Origin of the sequence: Burkholderia sp. AU30198, from assembly GCF_020419825.1 — a bacterium.
Classification (GTDB): Bacteria; Pseudomonadota; Gammaproteobacteria; order Burkholderiales; family Burkholderiaceae; genus Burkholderia.
Genome location: NZ_JAIZSA010000007.1, coordinates 55,777 through 78,778, shown reverse-complemented (window position 1 = coordinate 78,778; position 23,002 = coordinate 55,777). Strand labels below are relative to the sequence as shown.

Genomic DNA, 23,002 nt, shown 5'->3' with positions numbered 1-23,002 from the left:
CAGGCGCCGCCCCATCACGCGCGATCGCTCTTGCCGTGCATCACCATGATGGTCTGCTGCATGACCGCGCACAGCGTTTCCTTGTTGCCGGTGACGGCGAAGACGTCCGCCTTCGTGACGATCAGCGTGCGTCCCGGCCGGATCACCTCGCCACGCGCGATCAGCTTGTCGCCCGCGGCAGGCGCGACGAGGTTGATCTTGTATTCGACGGTCAGCACCGACGCATCGGCCGCCACCGTGGTCATCGCCGCGTAGCCGGCGGCCGAATCGGCGATCATGCCGACCACGCCGCCGTGGATGAAGCCGTGCTGCTGTTCGATGCCCTGCCAGTGCGATACGTGAATCTCGGTTCGTCCGATGTCGATCAGCGGCATGCTGGCCTGGATCAGACGCATCGCGTGCTGCTTGTCGAAACTCGCGGCGACGGATTCGAAGTAGTTCGGGTTGAGGGCGTCGGTCATGGCGTGTCGAGCGAGGTGGGCAGCGGCGGGCGCGGAGGCTGCGCGCAAGCGCGCTTGCGGGATTGTCCGGAAGCGTAACGCAAAAGGAATGCCGTTCGCCCTAGAATCGGCTCTCCTGTCTCCGACACCCATTCGATGCTGATGCTCACAATCCACACGCTTTCCGGCGAGTCGGCCAGCGACCGTGCCGACGTCTGGCGGGTCTTCGCCGAAGCGCCTTCGTACACGCAATGCGTCGAAGGCCGTTTGCCGACCGAGGAAGACGTCGACGATTTTTTCGTCGGCAAGCCTGCAGCCAAGGCGGCGGCCGACAAATCGGTGTTCGGGTTGTGGGTCGACCAGCACATGATCGGCTGTGCGGATGTCATCCGTGCCTATCCGGACGACGATTGCCTATGGATCGGCCTGCTGTTGCTCTCGGAAGCGCATCAGCGGCGCGGTTACGGCAAGGCTGCATTGGGGTTGCTCCTCGACATGGCGAGGGAATGGGGCTACCGCGTGGCACAGCTGGCCGTCATTTCGACCAATCCTCGCGCCCAGGCCTTCTGGCAGCGCGAAGGCTTCGACGAGATTCGGCGCACGGTGAATCCGAGGTTTACCGGCGACGTGATCGTCATGCAGCGCCCGATCCGGTAGCGGGCACGCCAGCCGACCCGGAGCGACCAAAAGCCGTTGGTCCGTTCGTCCCACCGCGGATCACCGCACCCCAAGGCCCTCCCGACTTCGGGTGCCCTGTAATTCACCCAATGAATACCCCCGGATTCAGAAAATAAAGTTTAAAAATGCGTGCCTGCCCCCTATGCTGAATCCTTCTGATCTGGCGGGCATGCGATGGCTGAACTTTTTCTGGTACGGCACGGGCAGGCGTCCTTCGGCACGGACGACTACGACCGGTTGTCCGCGGCGGGCGAGCAGCAGAGCGTCTGGCTTGGCGAATACTTCGCGCAGCAAGCGCTCACATTCGACCGCGTGATCTGCGGCACGCTGAACCGCCACGCGCAGACGGTCGACGCGATCCTGCGCGGGATGGGCCGGGAAGGCACGCCGGTCGACCGCCACCCGGGCCTGAACGAATACGACTTCCACGGCCTGTTCGCCGCCGCCGCACACGACTACCCGGAACTCGCCCGCCTCGCGGCCGGCTCGATGAAAGAACATTTCCGCGCGCTCCGGCAGGTGCTGCAGCTCTGGTCGGAAGACAAGCTCGGCGATGCGGCCCCCGAGACCTGGGCGCACTTCCAGCAGCGCGTTTCCGATGCCCGCGCGGCGATCCGCCACGGCGGCGGCCAGCGCGTGCTGGCGGTGAGCTCCGGCGGCCCGATTGCGGTCACCGTGCAGCAGGTGCTGGCTGCCCCGCCGTCGAGCGCGATCGCGCTGAACCTGCAGATCCGCAACAGCAGTCTTTCGCAGTTTTTCTTCAACGCCGATGCGTTCCACCTCGCGTCGTTCAACGGCATCCCGCATCTGGAGGATCCCGAACGACACGCGCTGCGAACCTATGGCTGACCCACGAACGATCGCGACAATGACGAACCCTACCCAGCAACTCGACGTAGCCCGCCTCACGCGCTATCTGGAAGCGCACGTACCGGGCTTCGAAGGCCCGGTCGACACGGAGAAGTTTGCCGGCGGCCAGTCGAATCCGACTTTCCTGCTGCATGCGAAGAGCGGCCGCTACGTGCTGCGCCGCCAGCCGCCGGGCGAACTGCTGAAGTCCGCGCATGCGGTCGACCGCGAATTCCGCGTGCTGAGCGCGCTGTCGGGCACCGCGGTGCCGGTCGCGCGTCCGTATCACCTCTGCGAAGACCGCGACGTGATCGGCAGCATGTTCTACGTGATGAGCTACGAGGACGGCCGGATCTTCTGGGATCCCGCGCTGCCGGAATTGCCGAAGGCCGATCGCGCGGCGTGCTACGACGCGTTGCTGCAGACGATGGCCGCGTTGCACGACATCGATGTCGATGCGGTGGGCCTCACCGACTACGGCCGCCCCGGCAACTACTTCGAGCGCCAGATCGGCGTGTGGACGAAGCAGTACCGCGCGGCGGAAACGGAGCGCCTCGACGCGATGGAAACGCTGATCGACTGGCTGCCGAAGGCGTGCCCCGCCGACACGGGCCGGCCGACGCTGGTGCATGGCGATTTCCGGATCGACAACCTGATGTTCGCGCGCGACAGCTATCGCGTGCAGGCCGTGCTCGACTGGGAACTGTCGACGCTCGGCAACCCGCTCGCCGATCTCGCGTATCTCTGCATGTGCCTGCGGCTGCCGTCCGGCGGGCAGGTGCGCGGGCTCGCGGGCCAGGATCGCGCCGAACTCGGCGTGCCGGACGAAGCGGCGATCGTCGCGCGCTATTGCGAACTGCGCGGCATCGAGCCGATCCGCGACTGGCACTTCTACCTCGCATTCAGTTTCTTCCGGCTCGCGTCGATCGCGCAGGGCGTGAAGGCGCGCGCGCTGCAGGGCAACGCGTCGAGCGAGCAGGCGCTGCGCGTCGGCGAGATGGCCGGGCGGCTGGCCGAACTGGCCGTCGGCGTGATCGACGCGCATCGCTGACATCGCGGGTTTCACCGCGCGGCGGCACGACAACACATCAATGGAGGAGCACAGCAACATGGCAACGAATCTGTTCGACCTGACGGGCAAGATCGCCCTGGTGACGGGCGCGAGCCGCGGCATCGGCGAGGAAATCGCGAAACTGCTCGCGGAGCAGGGTGCGCACGTGATCGTGTCGAGCCGCAAGCTCGACGACTGCCAGGCCGTGGCCGACGAGATCGTCGCGGCAGGCGGCCGCGCCGAGGCGCTGGCCTGCCACGTCGGGCGGCTCGAGGACATCGCCGCGACGTTCGAGCACATCCGCGGCAAGCACGGCCGCCTCGACATTCTCGTGAACAACGCGGCCGCGAACCCGTATTTCGGGCACATCCTCGATACCGACCTCGCCGCGTACGACAAGACGGTCGACGTGAACATCCGCGGCTACTTCTTCATGTCGGTCGAGGCCGGCAAGCTGATGAAGACGCACGGCGGCGGCGCGATCGTCAACACCGCGTCGGTGAACGCGCTGCAGCCGGGCGACCGGCAGGGCATCTACTCGATCACGAAGGCCGCGGTCGTCAACATGACGAAGGCGTTCGCGAAGGAATGCGGGCCGCTCGGCATCCGCGTGAACGCGCTGCTGCCGGGCCTCACGAAGACGAAGTTCGCGGGCGCGCTGTTCGCGGACAAGGAGATCTACGAGACCTGGATGGGGAAGATCCCGCTGCGCCGCCATGCGGAGCCGCGCGAAATGGCCGGCACGGTGCTGTATCTCGTGTCGGACGCGGCGAGCTACACGAACGGCGAATGCATCGTCGTCGACGGCGGCCTGACGATCTGAGCGCGCGATGAAGATCGACAGCTACGCCGGGCAAGCCGTGATGATCACCGGCGCCGCGAGCGGCTTCGGCGCGTTGCTCGCGAGCGAGCTGGCCGCGATGGGCGCGCGTCTCGCGCTCGGCGACCTGAACGGCGACGCGCTCGAACGCGTGGCCGCGCCGCTGCGCGCGGCCGGCGCCGACGTGATCGCGCAGCGCTGCGACGTGCGCGTCGAGGCTGAGGTGGCATCGCTGGTGCACGCGGCCGCCGAGCGTTTCGGCCGGCTCGACGTCGGCATCAACAACGCGGGCATCGCACCGCCGATGAAGGCGCTGATCGACACCGACGAAGCCGATCTCGACCTGAGCTTCGCGGTGAACACGAAGGGCGTGTTCTTCGGGATGAAGCACCAGATCCGCCAGATGCTCGCGCAGCGTGAAGGCGTGATCCTGAACGTCGCGTCGATGGCCGGGCTCGGCGGCGCGCCGAAGCTGGCGGCCTACGCGGCGTCGAAGCATGCGGTGGTCGGGCTCACGAAGACGGCGGCCATCGAATACGCGCGCCACGGCATTCGCGTGAATGCGGTGTGCCCGTTCTACAGCACGACGCCGATGGTCACCGACAGCGATCTCGGCGACCGCCAGGACTTTCTCGCGCAGGGCTCGCCGATGAAGCGGCTCGGCCGGCCCGAGGAAATCGTCGCGACGATGCTGACGCTGTGCGCGAAGGAAAACACTTATCTGACCGGGCAGGCCGTCGCCGTCGACGGCGGTGTCTCGGCCTTCTGACGGAACCGGACGAACGGAATCGAGGAGTCGATCATGGACTTTGGCTACACCCCGAAAGTGGAAGAACTGCGCAGCCGTGTGCGCGCATTCATGGACGCGCACATTGTGCCGCGCATCCGCCAGTGGAACGAGGAAGTGCACGCGGGCCAGTATCCCGTGTCGTTCATGGAGGAACTGAAGGAACGCGCGAAGGCGGAAGGGCTGTGGAACCTGTTCCTGCCGCACCTGAAGGACGACGAGCCCGGCATGGGCCTGACGAACCTTGAATACGCACCGCTCGCCGAGATCATGGGGCGGGTGGGCTGGGCGTCGGAAGTGTTCAACTGCAACGCGCCGGACACCGGCAACATGGAGCTGCTGCACATGTTCGCGTCGCCCGAGCAGCGCGAACAGTGGCTCAAGCCGCTGCTGCGCGGCGAGATCCGCTCGGCGTTCGCGATGACGGAGCCCGACGTCGCGTCGTCGGATGCGACGAACATCACGACGCGCATCGAGCGCGTGGGCAACGAGTACGTGATCAACGGCCGCAAGTGGTTCATCACGAACGCCGCGCATCCGAACTGCAAGATCTTCATCGTGATGGGCAAGACCGATCCCGAGGCCGCGTCGCACCAGCAGCAGAGCATGATCCTCGTGCCGCGCGACACGCCGGGCGTGACGATCGTGCGCAACATCACGGTGGTCAATCACTACGCGCCGGAAGGGCACTGCGAGATCACGTTCGACAACGTGCGCGTGCCGGCGAGCAACCTGCTCGGCGAGGAAGGCAGCGGCTTCGCGCTCGCGCAGGCCCGCCTCGGGCCGGGCCGCATCCACCACTGCATGCGCTCGATCGGCGCGGCCGAGCTTGCGCTGGAGCTGATGGTCGACCGTGCGCAGTCGCGCGTCGCGTTCGGCAAGCCGCTGAACAAGCACGGCACGGTCGGCGAATGGATCGCGCGCTCGCGCATCGAGATCGAGCAGGCGCGCCTGCTGGTGCTGAAGGCCGCGTGGATGATCGACAAGGTCGGCGCGAAGGCCGCGCGCAAGGAAATCGCGATGATCAAGGCGCTGGTGCCGACCGTCTATACGGACGTGTGCGACCGCGCGATGCAGGTGTTCGGCGCGGCGGGGTTGAGCCCCGATACGCCGCTCGCCGACCTGTGGACCTGGGGCCGCGCGCTGCGCTTCGCCGACGGCCCGGACGAGGTGCACCTGCAGGCGATCGCGCGGATGGAAATCAAGGATGGCGAGCCCGGTTCGACGGCCGCGTACCTGACGCCGCCGCTGCGCGGCTGAGCGTTGCGCCACGATGCGCAGGGCCGTGGACGAACGGGAGGCGCACGCCGTAAGATGCCGGCAAGGAGATCCGGCGATGCGCCTTTCGAAGATTGACCTGAACCTGTTCGTCGTATTCGACGCGATCTACACCAAGCGCAACCTGACGCGGGCGGCCGAGGTGCTGAATCTCACGCAGCCGGCCGTCAGCAACGCGCTGGCGCGGCTGCGCAAGACCCTGAACGATCCGCTGTTCGTCAGCACGCCGGCCGGGATGATGCCCACACCGCTGGCCGAGAACATCGTCGGCCGCGTGCGCGAGGCGATGCAGCTGCTCGATTCGAGCGCGCACGAAGGCGACGTGTTCGATCCGGCATCGTCGACGCGTGTGTTCCGGATGAGCATGAGCGACCTGACCGAAGCGCTGCTGCTGCCCGCGCTCGGCGAACTGCTGCAGACGCATGCGCCCGGCATGCATGTGCGCAGCTACACGATGGATCGCCGCGAAGTCGCGACCGCGCTCGCGAACGGCTCCGTCGACATCGCGATCGACGCACCGCTGATCGGCGATCCGCATCTGCACCAGGCGCTGCTCGTGCGCGACCGCTATGCGTGCATGATCCGCGACGATCACCCGTTCAAGGGCGACACGCTCACCATGGACGACTACCTTGCGATGGGACACATCCACGTGTCGAGCCGCCGCAAGGGCAGCGGGCACGTCGACGCGGAACTGACGCGCCTCGGGCTGCGCCGCACCATCCAGATGCGCGTGCAGCACTACATGGTCGCGCCGCTGATCGCGATGCGAGGCGATCTCGCGCTGACGGCGCCGCTGCGGCTGCTGCAGCGCTATCCGGCGCGCATTCTCGAACTGCCGTTCGAGATGCCGGGCCTCGAATACTTCTGCTACTGGCATCGCAGCGCCGATCAGGATCAGGGTAGCCGATGGTTGCGCGAGCAACTGATGACGCTGATGGGCGGGATCGGCGAGTCGCAGTGATGCGCGCGTGGTGGCCGTCGGCTGCTTCGACGTCAGCCAGACTCCAAACCGCGTGGATGGCGTGATGACACGGATACCGGCCGGCCCGCGCTGACCGCGCATCAACGACGTGCCTGCGCGGCCGCTTCGACCGCATCGCGAAATCGCTGCAGCGCGGGCAGGCCGGCCATCGTCGCGAGGTGAATCAGCGCGATTTCCCCCACCGGCATGACCGGAAAACCACCGACCCTGTGGATCACGCCCATGCGCGCATAGTGCAGCACGGCCGACTGCGGCGCGACGGTCAGCGCACCGAGCGCGTCGGCCATCTGCAGGTTCGTGTGAAACGACATCGATTCGACGAGCGGGCGCGGCGGCATCAGGCCGTGATCGACGAACAGCGCGTCGAAGGCGCGGCGGGTATCGGTGCCGGCATGCGGGACGATCCACTGTTCGCGCTGCAACTGCTCCGTCGAGACGCGTCGCGCATCGGCGAACGGATGCGCGAGCGGGCACGCGATCGCCAGCGGTTCTTCGTACACGGGGAGGATCGTGACGTCGAGCCCGTCGAGCTTCGACAACGCTTCCGCGTCGGGACGGCTGATGATGCAGTCGATCCTTCCGGTCGACAGCGCGTCCAGCAGCCCCGAGACATTCGATTCCATGACCGTGAACCGTGGCGCGGGGGCGTCCCGCGTCAGGTTCCGCATGATCTGCGGCAACAGCGCGACGCTGACCACCGGCAGCATGCCGATGCGCAGCAGCGGCCGGCCTTCGTCGTTGTCGTCGCCGGCCAGCGCGACGTCGAATTGCGCGAGCGCGATCCGCAAGCGCTGCAGGACGGCTTCGCCCTCGGCGGTCAGCCGTCCGCCGCGCGCGCCGCGCGTCACGAGCACCGTGCCGAACACCGCCTCCATCTCCTGCAGCATCTTCGTGATCGCCGGCTGGGACAGGTGCAGCACGCGTGCGGCCGCGGCGAGCGAGCCGCCGTCCGCGACCAGCTCAAGCATGCGCAAGTGTCGCAGCCGCAGGAAATTGCCCGCGTTGCGTCGCCCGGAAATCAGGTCGGGATTCATGTTTTCGGAATGCTGGTTCATGAATCTTCAATTTTCATGAAAGCGCAACCTGCCCACAATAGCGACTCGACCTAATGGAGAGAGACATGCGCAAGGGGTTGGGGCAAGCAGGGGACCGGCAACGGCAGCCGACCGGGGCGCCGACGCGTCGGGCGGCAGCGAAAGGAGCGCGGACATGACGGCATTCAAACCGCTCGCCGGGATTCGCGTGCTGGATTTCACGCACGTCATCGCGGGCCCGCTGGCGACGTTCCATCTGGCACAACTCGGTGCCGAAGTCGTCAAGATCGAGAATCGCAACGGCGGCGACGTGATGCGCCGCGGCAACGGGCGGATGGGCTTCGTCGCGCTGAACGCCGGCAAGCGCTCCATCGAGCTGGACCTGAGCGACGCAGGCGACCGCGACCAGGCGCTCGAACTCGCCCGCGAAGCCGACGTGCTGGTCGACAGCCTGCGGCCGGGCGTGCTCGACCGGTTCGGTCTGGGCGACGGCGCGCTGCGGGCGCGGAATCCCGGGCTCGTCTACTGTGCGATCAGCGGCTGGGGCAACACCGGGGCGTGGCAGGGCCGGCCGGCCTACGACCATGTCGTTCAGGCGGCGACGGGCATGACGCTGATGGCCGGCCGTGAAGGCGAGCCGCCGGTCAAGACGGGCTTCCCGGTGGTCGATGCCGGCACGGGGCTCGTCGCTGCGATGGCGATCCTGGCCGCGCTGCGCGAGCGGGATGCATCCGGTCTGGGGCGGTATCTCGACGTGTCGATGACCGGCGCCGCGTTGCAGTTGATGTATCCGTTCGCGTGCCAGGCGCTCACGGCCCGCGTTGCGCCGCCACGGGTCGGCAACCAGGGATACTCGGGGAGTCCGGCGGCGGACCTGTTCGCCACCCAGGACGGCTGGGTCGCGCTTGGCGCCAATACGCCGAGGCAACTGGCGGCCGCACTCGGCATACTCGGGCGCGCCGACCTCGCACGCGATCCGCGCTATTTCGATCCGCCGCTCGATGCCGGCGGGCCGGCCGCGTTCCTGCGCGCCAGCGACCCGGTGGCGTTGCGCGCCGCGCTGGCCGCCGCGATCCGTGAATGGCGCGCGGCCGACCTCGAGGAGGCGTGCGCCGGCGTGGGCGTTGCATGCGCGAAGGTGCGCACGATCGTCGAGTTCGTGGACGACGCGATGAACCACGACGCGCTTGAAACCGTCATGTTGTCCGACGGCGACTGCAGCGTGCTGTCCCCGGGCCTGGGCTATCGCGTGCATGCGTCGCGCGCTGACGGAGGGGCGTCGGCATGAACACCGGAATGGAATGCTCGATGGACGGCGGCGGCACGGCCGCGCGCAGCGAAGCGGACCGGGTGTTCGCGCGCATCACGAGGCGTCTCGTGCCGCTGTTGTTCCTGTGTTATCTGACCGCGTTCGTCAATCGCAACAATATTGGCCTCGCGAAGCTGCAGATGCAGGGGGCGCTCGGATTCACCGACTCGGCATACGGCCTGGCGGCCTCGGCGTTCTTCGTCGGGATCCTGATATTCGAACTGCCGAGCAACCTGATGCTGCAGCGGGTCGGCGTGCGCCGCACCCTGCTGCGGATCATGGTGCTGTGGGGCATGGTCGCGGCCGCGACGATGTTCGTCAGGACGCCGGGCCAGTTCTACACGCTGCGCTTCCTGCTCGGCGCGTTCGAGGCGGGATTCTTCCCCGGCGTCGTGGTGTATCTCACGTTCTGGTTTCCGCCCGAGCGCCGCGCGAAGGTCATTGCGCTGTTCATGACGGCCGCTGCCGCAGCCGGGCTCGTGACCGGGCCGGTGTCGGGCTGGGTGCTGAACGCGATGAATCGGGTGGCGGGGCTCGACGGCTGGCAATGGCTGATGCTGCTGGAAGGCGTGCCGAGCATCGTGCTCGGCGTGATCGCGTTCCGGGTGCTGCCCGAAGGCCCCGAACAGGCGCGCTGGCTGTCGCCCGACGAGCGTCGCGTCGTGCAGCAGGCGCTCGGTGTGCCCGAGGGCCGGCATGCCGTCCGCCATCCGTTGCGCGTCGCGCTGCGGGAACCGTGCGTCTATCTGCTGGGCTTCACGACGTTCTCGCTGGGGTGCGCGACCAACCTGCTGATTTTCTGGCTGCCGTCCATCATCGAGGCGACCGGCGTCACGAACCTGCAGCACGTCGGGCTGTATGTCGTGATCCCCAACCTGATCGGCACGATCGCGATGGTCTGGTACGGCCGCCGTTCGGACCGACGCCGCGAGCGTCACCTGCATTTCATCGTCGCGGTCGGTGCGGGCATTGCCGGACTGTGCACGATGGCCGTCGCGCACGGTGCGTTGCCCGGCGTCCTGGCCGGCGCCATCTTGGCAACCAGCGGCATCGCGTCCGCGTACCCGGTGCTCTGGGCGATCGCGACCCGCCTGTTGCCGCGCGATGCGGCGGCCGCCGGCGTGGCGCTGATCTCGAGCATGGGCGCGGTATCCGGCGTGAGTTCCGCGCTGTTCGGCGCGATTCGCGTGCGGGCGGGCAGCCTCGACCCGGCGCTCTATCTCGTCGCGCTCGCGCTCGTCGCCGTGGTGCTGCTGTTCGCCTGCGTCATTCGTCCCAAGGCCGCCGAAGCGGCACTCATCAACCAGGAACTCCGCTCATGAATCAGACGTTCACGGACACGAAGCCGGCGCTGGGGCCGGCACCCTTTTTCGACACGGCAGAGCTGCTCGATGAATCGACGCTGAAGCCGGATGTCGTCTCGGATTGCGTGCGCGAGAGCCGGCATCGCGCCGGGCGCCGGGTTCGCGTCATCGAGCTGACCTTCACCAGCCAGCAATGGCACGGGCTCGTGTGGCGGCATCCGGCCCGCATCTACGTGCCCGACGGCTATGACGGCGACGGCGCCGCCGGGATCATCGGCACGGAGCGCCAGGCCTTCGAGCCCGGGGAATGGGCCCGACGCGTCATTCCGGGCACGACGCTCGATACCGAGGGCGAATACGCGGAAGGCACGGCGCTCGACCTCGGGATGCCGATCATGATCTTCGCGAACCCGGCCGATTGCCCGTTCGGCCTCGACGAATCGGATTTCACCGGCTATGCGCTGAAGAAGATGCTGGAAACCGGCGACCTGACCTGGAACGGGTATTACCCGATCGCGAAGGCGTATCTGCGCGCCATCACGCTGCTGCATTCGCTCGCGGGCATCGGGACGAAGCGGGCCGTCCTGCTCGGCAATTCGAAGCGCGGGGTCGGCGTGGCCATCGCGTCGGGCGCGGACCCGGACCGGGTGGCAGGCGTGATGGTGTGCGGCTACCACGGCGGGAACAACCTGTATCACCTTGCAACGAAATTCGCCGAGTTCGGGCCGCACGTCGCCGGGCCGTCGGAGTCGCGTGCCGGCCCGGGCTTTCAGGGCGCGGAGACGATGCTGCGCGCACTCAACAACCCGGTCGGTTTTCGCATGCTGATGCATTTCGATCCGTATCTGTGGCGTGACCAGATCAAGGCCGCCTATCTCGTCGCGCTCGGCACGAACGACGAGTTCTTCGCGCTCGGTGCGCCCAACAGCATGATGACCGAGATGCCGGGCGACAAGGCCTATCTCGCCGTCGACAACGTGCGTCATTCGTGGGTCTCCACGAAGCATCTCGCGGCGTGGCGGATGTGGCTTGCCCGCACCTTCGCCGGCCGTCGCGTGCCGCGCATGCCGGTGGTCCGGCACGAGACGGCCGGCGACCGGCTGGCCGTGGCTGCAAGCGTCGAGGCGGAGCACGTGTCGGGCGTCAGGCTGTTCCACGCGTATCACCCGGTCTCGCAGGACTGGCGCAGCGCAACGTGGCAATCGACGCCGATGGCGGTGCGTGACGGCGAGTGGCACGCCGCGCTGAACCTTCGGGCGGGTCACAACCTCGCGTGGTACGTCGAGGTCGAGCACGACGGCGCCGGCGGGCCGGGATACGTCAGCTCGCTCGTGCAGAACGTCGGGCAGCCGGCCGAGTAATCCTGGAACACCGGGATCGGCGCACGCGGGCACGCGGAGCGCCGATCCCGACAGCAACCGTAAAAATCCGCAGTGAGTTTAGCTCATTTATTTCGGTATGCGAATCATGAAGTGAGGCGGTGACGAATACATAAAGCCAGGCACTGGCAGGAGGAGACGGATGAGGAAATTCGCATGGGTGGCATTGCTCGGCGCGTTGCCGGGCATCAGTGTGGCGCAGTCGAGCGTGACCCTCTACGGGCAGATCGGCGGCGGGGTTCGATGGACCAACGGCATGCAGGGCGGGAGCGCCGTGGGGTTCAACAACAACATGATCTCGGGCAACGACTTCGGCATTCGCGGAAAAGAGGATCTGGGCGGCGGATTCAAGGCGCTGTTCGTGCTCGATGGCGCCTTCAGCAGCGGAACCGGCGCAGTGAAGACGGCCGGCACGCTGTTTTCGCAGGCGGCGTATGTGGGCGTGACGGGCGGCTTCGGGCGCCTGACGTTCGGGCGCCAGTTCAATGCGGCGACCGACTTCGGGATCATCGTGGATCCGGCGGGCGGGCGCGGCCAGTCGCTTGCCATCGAGCCCGGTGTGCTGTGGGTCGGCAACCCCTTCACGCTCGATTCCCGCTTCAACAACACGATCAAGTACATCGGCGAACTGGGCGGCCTGCGTATCGCGGCGAGCTATTCGCCCGGCGGCATCGCCGGCAATACGCGCGCCGGAACCAATTTTTCGGCTGCGGCAATGTATCAGTACCAGACGGTGCTCGGCGGTGCGTCCTATGCGAAGACGTACAGCGCGGACGCGTCGCAGTCCGCGCAGACCTGGATGGCGGGCGGGACCTGGCAGATCGGTGCGGGCCGGCTCTATGCGAGCTACTCGGCCCTGGACATATCGAGCGCGAACCCGAGCCGGCCGCACCGTCGCGACAAGATCCCGTCGGTGGGTGCCGTCTATCAGGCCACGCCGTTCCTGCAGTTCACGGCCGGCATGTACGACGACATCGGCCGCAATCTCGGCAACCGGCGCGATGCGGACGGGCACAAGCTCACGACGTATGCGGTCGTTGAATACTTCCTGTCGAAGCGCACCGAGATTTATGCGGAGTTCGATCGAAACGGATTCTCCGGCGCATACCGCACCGATCCGACCAATATCGCGGCCATCGGACTGCGGCCGGGCGGCAGTGGCGTGACGGGCGCATCGATCGGCCTGATGACGAAATTCTGAGTGTCGGGCCGACGTCATTTTCCGTGTGTGAAGGGAGACTCAATGAAAGCATTGCAACGTGTATTGATCGCGACCGCCGTGGCATGCGGCATCGTGACCGTCGCCGGCACCGCGCGAGCCGCATCGGACCCGGGGGTGCCAATCCTTGCCAGCGGGGCGCCGGCGGACAACGCGCGCCGGGCCGACGACCGGCGCCTGGTGCGTCGTGTCAGCGCCGCACTTGCGCGCACGCGCGGGCTGAACGCGACGCGCATCGTGGTGCGCGCCCGGAGCGGCATCGTGACGCTGCGCGGTGGGGTGAGCGACGGTCAGCAGGCCGCGATGGCCGTGGAGGCGGCCCGGCAGGTCGACGGGGTGACGCAGGTGACGAATCAGCTTCGCCTGGGCGAGCAGATGCCGTGATCGGCCCGGGCTCGCGTGACGCTCACGCGGGCGTGCGTTGCCCCTCTCTCGGCCCGTGCCCCGTCCACCGCTTGAACGCGCGCCGGAAGTTGTGCGCATCGCTGAACCCCACTTCATGCGCGACGTCCTCGATCGACAGCCGCGGGTTGCTCAGCAGCGTGAAGGCGCGCTTGCGGCGGATCGTGTCGATCACCGTCTGGTACGACACGCCCTGGTCGGCCAGCCGCCGCCGCAGCGTGCGCTCGCTCATGCACAGTTGCGCGGCGATCGCCGCGAGCGACGGCGCATGGCGCAGGTCGCGCCGCATGATCCGTTCGATCGATTCGAGAAATTCGGTGCCTTCGGGTTCGGGCGGCAGTGCGTCCTGCAGGAATTCGAGCGCCTGGCGATGCGCGAGCGGATCGTGGGTCGCGATCGGGCGGTTGCCGAGCGCGGCGTCGCATGAGAACAGGTTCTGCTCCTGTTCGAACCGCACCGGGCACGGGAACACGCGTGTGTATTGCTCCGCATACGCCGGCGGCGGGTAGCTGAGGTCGACGACCTTCGGCTGGAACGCGGGGCCGACGAGCGAGCGCCCGATCTTCATGAAGCTGCCGAACGCTTCCTCGACGAGGAACGCCTCGATATCCGGTTCGAGAAAGACGTTGGTCGCGCGGATCGACAGCGTGCGCGCATCCGAGATCACTTCGAAGCGCATCAGCGGCCCGGTGTGGCGCTGCAGTTCCATCCCAACCGCGATTGCGTCCTTCAGCGTCGGGCTTGTCAGCATCGCATAGCCGACCAGCCCGATCGACGCGATCGTCTCGCTCGTGCCGAGTTCGAGGCCGAGCGCCCGCCCCGGCGCCATGTCGAGCGCGCGGCGGATCATCGTGCTCGCCTGGCGCAAGGAAATCCGGCACGACGGATTCGACAGGTCCGCGACGTCGAAGCCGAGCCCGAGGCACAGCCGCGTGGGGTCGATGCCCAGCTCCTTGCTTGTCTCCGCGAGGCACCGCAACAGATGGACCGGCAGATTCGCCGTCGTATAACGGTCGGGTTCGTCCATGGATGCTCCGTATTTTTTTCCATGGATTGTACTCGTCCCGCCCGGCCGGAGACCCGGTGCCTCCCCGGCCGCGATCGCCCACATCCTGTGCGGCCCCGCTTCAGAAGTAGTGGCGCAGGCCGACCGTCGCGCCGAGCTGCGTGGTGCTCGTGCTCGGCGACTGCCCATTTATGCCGACCAGCTGCGCGCCGACCAGGCCGCCGCGATAGATCGCGTAGTCGACTTCCGCATAGAGCATGCTGCGCTTCGACAGGCTGTAGCCGGCGATCACCTGGAACTGGCGCGCGCGGCCGTCGAAGTCCGGCGTGTAGCCCGACTGCGTGGTCCACCATGCGTTGACGGCGGCCGTGAACGCCGACGTGAACTTGTAGGTCAGCCCCGCGAGCGCCATCTTGCGGCGCCGGAACCCGCCGGGCGTCGACGGGTCGACCACCTGCGCGGGCGAGATGATGCCGAGCGCGGCGAGATCGGTCGAGCTGAACGGGCCGTTCTCGAACGACGTGAAGTCGTTGTCGCGCGCGTTCTCGATATAGCCGGCGTTGACGGTCGCGTTGCCGAGCGTGACGGAGCCGCCGCCGCCATAGATGTCGAATTTCGCGTGCGTGACGTCGTCCCAGGTGCGCATGAACGACGCGCCGACCGTAAACGGCCCCTTGTCCGGCGCATACGCGATCGCCGCGCCGGCCTGGCTGCCGAGCACACCGCCGCCCGCATGGCCGCCCGGCGCGTACTGCGCGAGCAGGTACAGGCTGCCGAGCTGCGCGCCGTACTGGATCATGTTGCTGGTGCGCGCGCCCGCGAGCATCGTCTGCTCCGGCTTGAACAGGTTGAAGTACGGATCCTGCGGGCCGGCCCACAGGTTCGAGCCGTAGGTCAGCGACACCATCTCGAACGGCACGTTGTACTGGCGGCCGAGCGCGAGCTGGCCGAGCGACGTCGACGTCAGCCCCACGTACGCGACCTGGAAGAAGTTCGGCGAGCCGGCCGGCACGATCGCGCCGCTGTTCGGGCCGAAGTGGCTTTCCACGTTGAACTGCGCGGACAGCCCGCCACCGAGATCCTCCTGCCCCTTGAGGCCCCAGTAGCTTTCCGTCAGACCGCCACCGTCGGCCATCGAGATCTTGCGGCCCGTCGACACCGGCGTGCCGTCGGCGCCGTAGGACACGCCGTGCGTTTCATAGCGGATGCCCGCATCGATCACGCCGTACAGCGTCACGTTGCTTTGCGCGTGCGCACCGGTACCGGCCAGGACCAACATCGCGCAGCACGCGGCGCGAACGCTATCGTGACGATTCATTATTCTGGACTCCGCATCGAACAGGGGGCGGACGGCTCGCACCGTCGGGAACGAATGTAGAAAGCCAAATTTGTGCGGGCCAAGGCCGCGGCGGCCATTCTCGTGGTGCGTCGCGGCCACGGCATGGCGCACTGCGGTCAGGGCGACGGTGACGCGCTGGCCACCGCACCGGGCGCCGCTCGGCGCAGCGCGAGCCGCACGAACGGGGCGGCGGCCAGCACGGCCACGCACAGCACGTGGGCGACGCGCGTACCGCCGAAGCGGCCGAGCAGCGCGCCCGACAGTGCGGTGCCGATGCCGGCCGCGAAGAACGTGACGACGAGCGTGCGCGCGACGAGCGAGCCGTCCGGGTCGACGTCGGACAGCATCCCGGTGAGGAACGGCACGATCACGAAGAACGCGCTGTTCAGCACGAACTGGCTCAGGAAGTACGCGCTGCCGCTGCGTGCGCTGAAGAACCATTCGATCGACGCGATCATCGCGAGCTGCGCGGCCCAGATCAGCGCGAGGCGGTGCTTGTGGCTGGCCGGATGCGACGGAATCGCCGCGCCGACGAAGCCGAGCAGCGACGACACCGACAGCAGCACGCCGATCGTCGTCGGCGACAGCCCGGCACGCTCGCCGACGAAGCCGGCAATCGCCCATTGCGACGCTTGCACGCCGTAGACGAGCGCCGTTACGACCCAGATCGCGATCACTGGCCGCCACGGCAGCGCGCCGGCGCGCACGTGGGTCTGCGCGGGTGCGCTCGCGAACGCGTCGATGCCGCGGATCGCGGGCGCCAGCACGGCGACGACGGCCGCCAGCAGCGCGAACACCCAGTGCCCGAGCCAGCCGGCCGGCAATGCGGAAATCAGCACGAGGATGCCGCCGTTGATGATGCCCGCGAGCAGGTTGATTTGCCCCCACAGGCGGTCGGTCGACGCACGCTGCGACACGCCGGACGCGACGACGACGAACAGCATCCCTTCGAACAGCCCCGTCATCCCGCGCGCGAATGCCGCGGACACGATGCCGGGCGCGACCGCGCTGAGCGCCTGGCCGGCGATCGTGCCGACCAGGCCGGCCAGCGTGAACGGCCGCGCGGCGCGCGCGATCCGGTGCGACAGCAGCGCGCAACTGATCGCGATGCCGAGGATTTCGGCGCTGACGAGCGCAGTCGCCGTGCCTTCGTCGAGCCGGAAGCGCGTCATCACGGCCGCGACGAGGAACGGCGACAGGATCAGGCCGTTGGTGGCCGCCGCGAACGCGAGCGCGAGACGGACGACGGCGCCGGTCGACGGATCGGGACGCGACTGCGCGGCGGCATGCAGGGTGGCTGTGCTCATGAGGCCTCCTGGTTGGATCGCGGCCGATCTTGTGCGAGGCCGGCTGTTTCGTGCATCGGGTGTGTCCCTCGGCGGGCCGGCGTGGCGCGCGCGGTTGCGGCGGCGCTGGTACTTGCGCTTGCGTGTTGCGGCAGGCCGAACAGCGTGCGCAGGTACGGCGTCAGGAAGCGGCCGTGCGGGTCCATCCGTTCGCGCAGCGCGAGGAAATCGTCCCAGTGCGGATAGCACGTCGCCAGCTCGGCGGCCTTCATCGCATGCACCTTGCCCCAGTGCGGCCGCCCGCCGTGATTGCGGCAGATCGCCTGCACGCCCGCGAAGTACGCGTCGAACGGCATCCCGCGATACTGGTGCACCGAGATGCGCACGCTGTCGCGGCCGTAGTCGGGGCTCAGCCAGATGTCGTCGCCGCGCACCCAGCGGTATTCGAGCGGGAACATCAGCGGGAAGCTGCGGCGCGCGATGAACGCGCGGATCTCGCGCAGCGCGTCGGCGCCGCGTTCGGCCGGCACCGACCATTCCATTTCGTTGAAGCGCACGCGCCGCACTGTCGACAGCATCGCGTAGCTCGCATCCACGTGCCGGCCCGCCGACACGGTCGATGCGCACAGCCGGCTCAGCGCCGGGCACAGCGACGGCACGTGCTTGCCGAGCCCGCACAGCGCGCCGAACACCGTGTTCTCGAGGAACGACTCGGATGCACGGCTCGCCCAGTGCACCGAGTTGGCCGGTTCGTCGGTCATGTCCCACGCCTTGGTCAGCACGGCGTCCGTATGCGGGAACCAGTAGAACTCGAACGAGCGGTGCTTTGCGATCAATGCGTCCGCTTGCGCGAGGCAGTCGTCGAGCTGCATGCCGCCGCGCTCGAGGCGCAGCTTGAACGCGGGCACGAGACGCAGGCCGATCTCGGTCAGCACGCCGAGCGCGCCGAGCCCGATCCGGCCGCCCGCGAACAGCTCGGGATGCGTGTCGGCGCTCGCGCGGATCTCGCTGCCGTCCGCGCACATGAAGGTCAGGCTGTCGATCTGCGTCGCCAGGTTGCCGAGCGTGATGCCGGTGCCGTGTGTGCCGGTGCTGGTCGCGCCGGCGATCGACTGCACGTTGATGTCGCCGAGGTTCTCCATCGCGAGGCCGTGCGCGGCGAGCGCCGGGCCCAGCGCCCACAGCCGCGTGCCGGCATGCACGCGCGCGACGCGCCGGTCGCGGTCGACGTCGATCACGCCCTGCATCGCATCGAGCGACAGGATCACGTCGTCGGTCTGCACGAGCGGCGAGAACGAATGACCGGCGCCGGCCGCGCGCACGGTGGCGCCGGTTGCCGCCGCGTCGCGCAGCACGGCCGCGAGCCCGGCGTGCGACGCAGGCGTCGACACGGTTGCATCAGGACTGCAGACATATCCCGACCAGTTGCGCCACATGGCTTTGTCTCCGTGGTTGTCGTTTGAATGGATTGAACGGGTTGAACGGTTTGAACGGCGGGCCGTGCGGCCTGCTAGAAAAAGATCTTGCCTTCGCCGCGATAGGTGGGCGCTTCGCCGACCACGCGGCCGCCGCGGATCAGCAGCAGCGTGTTGAAGCGCTCGCACAGTTCGCCGGCCTTCGCGTGGCGGAACAGGATCGGCTCGCCGATCGCTGGCGCGACGCCGCGCGGCACGCGCACGGGCGTCTGCACCTCGCCCGCGCCTTCGTTGTCGATCAGCGTGCAGCCGGCCGGCAGCCACGGCCGAGGCAGGCGGCTTTTGCCGGCCGGGCCCGATGCGATATAGCCGCCGCCCGAGCAGGTCACGATGCCCGGCTGCGGAATCCGCACGACCGGCAGTGCGAAGCCGGCGGCCGGCTGCGCATGAAACGCCGCGTAGTGATCGAACAGCGCCGGCGCGTAGAGACCGGAGCCGGCCGCGAGTTCGGTGACCGATGCGTCACCGAGCGTGCTTTCGAAGCTGCCGGTGCCGCCGCCGTTCACGAAGCGCAACGTATGGCCCGCCGTCGCGAGCGCCTGCACGGCCGCCTGGCGGCGCGCATTGATCTCGCGCGCCGAGCGGCGCTTCAGGTGACGCACCAGTGCGTTGCGCGCGCCGCTGCCCGGCTCGGTGTCGGCCACGCCGGCGATCTGCCCTTCGTAGCCCATCAGCCCGTCGAGACGCACGTGCTGCCGTTCGCCGATGCGGTTCGCGAGCGCGAGTGCGCCGGCCGCGTCGCGCACCGGCGAGCGGTACATGCCGAAATACAGGCCCGGATACGCGGACGACATGTCGAGATCGATCGCGAGCGGGATCGTCACGCGCTCCTCGAGTGCGACGCGGTCGATCGCGTCGACCTGTGCGGCGTCGTCGACCATCAGCGTGATCGAGCGGCCCCGCCTGAGCTGTGCGGCCACCGCGCGCAGGTCGTCGGGCTCGACGGTCGGATACGCGACGACGATGTCGTCGAACCCGCCGTCCGCGAGCCACGCGGCTTCCGCAGCCGAATAGCACAGCAGCCCCTGCATGAACGGGCCGGCGGCGAGCACCGCGCCGATCAGGTCGCGCGAGCGCACCGACTTCGTCGCGAGCCGGATCGGCAGGCCGCGTGCGCGGCGCTTCAGGTCGGCGAGATTCGCGTCGAGGCAGTCGAGATCGACGAAGGCGGCGGGCAGCCGGTGGCCCGCGAGCGCGTCGCGATAGGTCGGATAGTCGTGAACGGCGGCGGGTGCGCGATGCGGCAGGTCTGCACGGCTCATGGAACGGGCTCGGCTGGGTGGGGTGTGCGTCGCGCCGACCGTTCGGCGCGTGTCGGAAATCAGCATAGGGCCGGTCAAAATGACGACCAAGCGCTCAGCGGGTCGTTCGACGGGTCTGATCCGGCCATCCGTATCGGCCACGCGCATGCACGGCGATCGTGTGCCGCGCCGCTGGATCGCTGCTTGCTTGGCATCGCGGTACCCACGCGACGTACAGGCCCGAACCGCCGCCGGACGGGCGTGGCGCGCGACATGGCGCGCCTGGCCGTGCGGCAACGAAATGCGTTTCAAACGTTTTGCCGGACGTGGCCGATGCGAGCAGGTTTAGTGCCTGCGTTCTAGCGCCGCTTTTGACTGCATGCCGGATTCGACCTAGAACCTACTCGCGGATGCACCGGCGAAGAACGGCATGACGTGACGAGGAGGCGACGTGAAGAACAACTGGGCACGTTGGCGGCGCACGGGCGCGATCGCGGCGATCGGCGTGGCCGTCGTTGCAATCTGGCGATATGAAGCGGCGACACCGGCGCAAGCGGCGTCGTCCGGCACAACGACCACGATGGCGAGCACGCAGCCAGGCGTGGCCGATACGTTCGGCAACGGCTCCGCGACACCCGGCCCGGAGGAGCGGCGGCTCGACGTCGACGCGCTGCGCCGCAGCCTCGCGGGGCGCCCCGACGCGGATGCCGAAGTGAAACGCATCGTCGCGTTCGCGCGCTTTCGCGATGAGGTTGCCGCGTATGGGGATCGCCGCAACAGCATGCCGCAAGCCGAGCGTGCCGCACTCGCGCGCCGGATTCTCGACGAACTGCCCGACCATGTCGCGCGCAACGAGATCGTGCCCGTGCAGGCCGAAGCGCTCAGCGCGGCGCTGCTGACCGATACCGAGGCCGACCCGGCGACACGCAGTGCGGCGATCCGGTCGATGCGCGCGCAATGGGACACCTATTCGCAGCAGACGGTCGGCCCGTCGCCGGCGCAGGACCCGCGCTACCTCTCGTACGAACAACAGAGCCGCGACGTCGTCCGGCAGGTTCAGGCGAGCATTCCCGATCCCGACCAGCAACAGGCCGTCATCGCGCAGCGCCTGCAGGCGCTGCGCGTCCAGTTGTTCGACGGCGCGTCACCGTCCGGCGTGCACTGAGCGCCGAATCCGCGACGCCGGGACGGAGCCCGGCGGCCGCGTCATGTCCATCGACAAGGAGGGGAGATGTCCACAGCACGAAGCCTGCTGCGCGCGGCCGTTGCCACGCTGCTCGGTTGCGCGGCACTGAACGGTCACGCCGCCGATACGACGATGCCGGATCCGTCGATTCCATATTATTCGTGGTACGAAGTGACGCTGCCGGAGAGCACCGGTGCTTCGTGCGGTAACGGCACGCCGATGCGCTTCTACATCAATCGCGCGCAATCGGACAACCTGCTGTACATGATGGAGCCGGGCGGCGCGTGCTGGGACTACGGCACCTGCACGCAGACGTCGACCGGTGCCGAGGCCGGCCTCGGCGGCTTCAACCCGGACGGCATCCCGCACAACTACATGAACGGCACCGCGAACGAGAGCCTGCTGTCGTCGTTCCTGTCGCCGCTGCTCACGCGGATGGATCTCGCGCACATCCTCGTTGGCGAACCGAAGGTCGAGACGCAGCAGTGGACACAGGTTTTCGTGCCCTACTGCACCGGAGATATCCACATGGGCAGCGCGGTGCGTAACTACACGTCGCCGAGCGGCGACTGGCGGCTGCAGCACTACAGCGGATTGAAGAACATCCAGGCCGTCGCGCAGTGGCTGACGTCGCACGGCTTCGGCAAGCCGAACCGGCTGCTCGTGTACGGGATGAGCGCGGGCGGCTACGGCACGCTCGCGAACTACGCGACGCTGCGCAACACGCTGCAGCCGCAGGCGCATAGTTCGCTGCTCGACGACGCGGGCACGGTCTTCAACACGCCGTTCGATGCGGACGCGGCCTCCCATCCGTCGGTCGGCCTGTACGACCGGGTGCGCACCGAGTGGGGGATGACGGGTCCCGACGGGATGATCACCGTGAACAGCCGGCTGACCCGCCATTTCGATCCGGGCAACATGGGGAGCGCGTACGCGGCGCTGTCGGCGACGTATCCGCACGACCGCTTCGGCTTCTCGAGCTACCAGCGCGACAAGATCATCGCCGCGTATCACTATCGTGCGTTCGTGCCGGCCGTGATCGCGGCGCCCGACGACACGACGAAGGATGCGCTGTCGCTCGCGATGTTCGACCAGGAGCTGGACGGGCTGAAGCAGACGCTGAACCCGCTGCCGAACTTCGGCTACTTCATGCCGTGGGCGCGCAACGACTTCATCGACAACCACCAGGTGACGGCGGTCAGCTTTACCGGGTCGGGGATCCACGAGAACGGCATCGATGCGGATATCGGTACGTTCGTCGACAACCTGCTGAACCAGCAGGACCCGGCCGATACGCCGGTGATGAAGGCGTTCCGCACGCAGCAATGGTCGGATTTCACGTTCTCGACGTTTCTTGCGTGGATCGACAGCGTGTTCAACCTGACCGGCGAAGCGGGGCCGATCTCGGGGCACCGGGCGTGACGGGGCGGAACGCGTGAGCGGGTGGCCGTGATGCAGCGCGGCGGCCGGGTGTCATGGCCGCCTGCCTGCGTCGATGCGTGGCCGTGCGTCGCGTGGTGGCGTCCGACGTTACGGCTTCAGTACCGCCGGCGCACCAGCCCCCACGCCCGACGCACCGTTCGACCCGTAGGCCGCTTCGGCGCTCTTGTGCTCGGCAAGCCGCTTGGCAGCCAGACGTTCCTGCGCGGCGACGATGTCGCCCGGATAGTTGTCGCCGTCGCCGGCGGTCGGCTCATAGCCGACCGACTCGAGATCGAACAGCTCCTGGCGCACCTGGGCGCGCGTGAGCGTCGAGTGCGACGACTGCGCGTACGAGGCAGTCGGTGCGGCGAGAAGAGCGGTGGCGGTAGCGGCAACGGTGGCGATGGTGACGATGATGGATTTCACGGTTTCCTCAGACGGTTTCGTTGCGGTTCGGCGTGATGGCTGGCTGAACCGACGAGACAAGTTTAGGAACCCGGAACGGCCGAATA

General features: G+C 67.9%; 22 protein-coding genes. 14 read left to right on the top strand and 8 right to left on the bottom strand.

The genetic code is table 11. The features are described 5' to 3' along the window. Positions 1–14: 14 nt before the first annotated feature. Positions 15–461: a PaaI family thioesterase gene (locus LGN19_RS16995; RefSeq protein WP_226216145.1), complete on the bottom strand. Its 447-nt coding sequence runs from the start codon at positions 459–461 to the stop codon at positions 15–17. A 135-nt stretch (positions 462–596) separates the two neighbouring features. Here LGN19_RS16995 and LGN19_RS16990 point away from each other — a divergent pair, with 135 nt between their 5' ends. The 7 genes from LGN19_RS16990 (at position 597) to LGN19_RS16960 (ending at position 6,867) form a co-directional block, all read left to right on the top strand. Beyond that, complete coding sequence (locus LGN19_RS16990) at positions 597–1,097, top strand: GNAT family N-acetyltransferase (protein WP_226216144.1); 501 nt, start codon at positions 597–599, stop codon at positions 1,095–1,097. A 195-nt stretch (positions 1,098–1,292) separates the two neighbouring features. Beyond that, the gene (locus tag LGN19_RS16985) at positions 1,293–1,967 is read left to right on the top strand and encodes a histidine phosphatase family protein (protein WP_122948500.1); all 675 of its coding nucleotides are present in this window, start codon (positions 1,293–1,295) and stop codon (positions 1,965–1,967) included. A 19-nt stretch (positions 1,968–1,986) separates the two neighbouring features. Beyond that, positions 1,987–3,018, top strand: coding sequence for a phosphotransferase (locus LGN19_RS16980; RefSeq protein WP_122948501.1), 1,032 nt, complete (start codon positions 1,987–1,989; stop codon positions 3,016–3,018). Between the two features lie 58 nt (positions 3,019–3,076). Further along, on the top strand, positions 3,077–3,841 hold the full coding sequence (locus LGN19_RS16975) for an SDR family oxidoreductase (protein WP_122949672.1): 765 nt from the start codon (positions 3,077–3,079) through the stop codon (positions 3,839–3,841). 7 nt (positions 3,842–3,848) lie between these two features. Beyond that, positions 3,849–4,607, top strand: coding sequence for an SDR family NAD(P)-dependent oxidoreductase (locus LGN19_RS16970; RefSeq protein ID WP_175222148.1), 759 nt, complete (start codon positions 3,849–3,851; stop codon positions 4,605–4,607). A 33-nt stretch (positions 4,608–4,640) separates the two neighbouring features. Further along, positions 4,641–5,885 carry an acyl-CoA dehydrogenase family protein gene (locus tag LGN19_RS16965; RefSeq protein WP_122948503.1) on the top strand — a complete coding sequence of 415 codons (1,245 nt, stop codon included), beginning with the start codon at positions 4,641–4,643 and terminating at the stop codon, positions 5,883–5,885. A gap of 76 nt (positions 5,886–5,961) precedes the next feature. Then, positions 5,962–6,867 carry a LysR family transcriptional regulator gene (locus LGN19_RS16960; protein WP_174956654.1) on the top strand — a complete coding sequence of 302 codons (906 nt, stop codon included), beginning with the start codon at positions 5,962–5,964 and terminating at the stop codon, positions 6,865–6,867. 101 nt (positions 6,868–6,968) lie between these two features. Here the strand turns inward: LGN19_RS16960 and LGN19_RS16955 are convergent, their stop codons facing one another. Then, positions 6,969–7,943, bottom strand: a complete 975-nt coding sequence (locus LGN19_RS16955) for a LysR substrate-binding domain-containing protein (RefSeq protein ID WP_175222149.1) — start codon at positions 7,941–7,943, stop codon at positions 6,969–6,971. A gap of 154 nt (positions 7,944–8,097) precedes the next feature. Between LGN19_RS16955 and LGN19_RS16950 the strand changes: the two genes are divergently transcribed. From LGN19_RS16950 to LGN19_RS16930, 5 genes are all read left to right on the top strand, one after another. Further along, positions 8,098–9,210, top strand: a complete 1,113-nt coding sequence (locus LGN19_RS16950; protein WP_226216142.1) for a CaiB/BaiF CoA transferase family protein — start codon at positions 8,098–8,100, stop codon at positions 9,208–9,210. Beyond that, positions 9,207–10,553: an MFS transporter gene (locus LGN19_RS16945; RefSeq protein WP_226216140.1), complete on the top strand. Its 1,347-nt coding sequence runs from the start codon at positions 9,207–9,209 to the stop codon at positions 10,551–10,553. The genes LGN19_RS16950 and LGN19_RS16945 overlap by 4 nt, the downstream gene beginning before the upstream one ends. Further along, positions 10,550–11,896 (top strand): PhoPQ-activated protein PqaA family protein, encoded by a 1,347-nt coding sequence (locus tag LGN19_RS16940; protein WP_226216138.1) that lies wholly within the window; start codon positions 10,550–10,552, stop codon positions 11,894–11,896. Before LGN19_RS16945 ends, LGN19_RS16940 begins: the two co-directional genes overlap by 4 nt. A gap of 160 nt (positions 11,897–12,056) precedes the next feature. Then, positions 12,057–13,115: a porin gene (locus LGN19_RS16935; protein WP_226216136.1), complete on the top strand. Its 1,059-nt coding sequence runs from the start codon at positions 12,057–12,059 to the stop codon at positions 13,113–13,115. A 42-nt stretch (positions 13,116–13,157) separates the two neighbouring features. Further along, positions 13,158–13,517 (top strand): BON domain-containing protein, encoded by a 360-nt coding sequence (locus LGN19_RS16930; protein WP_226216134.1) that lies wholly within the window; start codon positions 13,158–13,160, stop codon positions 13,515–13,517. Positions 13,518–13,539: 22 nt separating this feature from the next. On the opposite strand, the gene LGN19_RS16925 is transcribed toward LGN19_RS16930, so the two are convergent. The 5 genes from LGN19_RS16925 to LGN19_RS16905 all read right to left on the bottom strand — a co-directional run bounded on the left by LGN19_RS16925 (position 13,540) and on the right by LGN19_RS16905 (position 19,903). Then, on the bottom strand, positions 13,540–14,562 hold the full coding sequence (locus LGN19_RS16925) for an AraC family transcriptional regulator (RefSeq protein WP_226216132.1): 1,023 nt from the start codon (positions 14,560–14,562) through the stop codon (positions 13,540–13,542). Positions 14,563–14,662: 100 nt separating this feature from the next. After that, a complete protein-coding gene (locus LGN19_RS16920; protein WP_175222153.1) occupies positions 14,663–15,859 on the bottom strand; it encodes a porin in 1,197 nt (398 codons plus the stop codon). A 137-nt stretch (positions 15,860–15,996) separates the two neighbouring features. After that, positions 15,997–17,187: an MFS transporter gene (locus LGN19_RS16915; protein WP_226216130.1), complete on the bottom strand. Its 1,191-nt coding sequence runs from the start codon at positions 17,185–17,187 to the stop codon at positions 15,997–15,999. Further along, positions 17,184–18,602 carry a D-arabinono-1,4-lactone oxidase gene (locus LGN19_RS16910; RefSeq protein WP_226216128.1) on the bottom strand — a complete coding sequence of 473 codons (1,419 nt, stop codon included), beginning with the start codon at positions 18,600–18,602 and terminating at the stop codon, positions 17,184–17,186. Before LGN19_RS16910 ends, LGN19_RS16915 begins: the two co-directional genes overlap by 4 nt. A gap of 74 nt (positions 18,603–18,676) precedes the next feature. Next, positions 18,677–19,903 carry an amino acid deaminase/aldolase gene (locus LGN19_RS16905; RefSeq protein ID WP_226216126.1) on the bottom strand — a complete coding sequence of 409 codons (1,227 nt, stop codon included), beginning with the start codon at positions 19,901–19,903 and terminating at the stop codon, positions 18,677–18,679. A 430-nt stretch (positions 19,904–20,333) separates the two neighbouring features. On the opposite strand from LGN19_RS16905, the gene plcR reads away from it, so the two are divergent. Beyond that, positions 20,334–21,047: a phospholipase C accessory protein PlcR gene (plcR, locus tag LGN19_RS16900; protein ID WP_226216124.1), complete on the top strand. Its 714-nt coding sequence runs from the start codon at positions 20,334–20,336 to the stop codon at positions 21,045–21,047. Between the two features lie 66 nt (positions 21,048–21,113). Then, positions 21,114–22,490 (top strand): pectinacetylesterase family protein, encoded by a 1,377-nt coding sequence (locus LGN19_RS16895; protein ID WP_226216123.1) that lies wholly within the window; start codon positions 21,114–21,116, stop codon positions 22,488–22,490. 108 nt (positions 22,491–22,598) lie between these two features. Here LGN19_RS16895 and LGN19_RS16890 read toward each other — a convergent pair whose 3' ends face one another. Continuing rightward, positions 22,599–22,916 carry a DUF4148 domain-containing protein gene (locus LGN19_RS16890; protein WP_226216121.1) on the bottom strand — a complete coding sequence of 106 codons (318 nt, stop codon included), beginning with the start codon at positions 22,914–22,916 and terminating at the stop codon, positions 22,599–22,601. Positions 22,917–23,002: the final 86 nt, after the last annotated feature.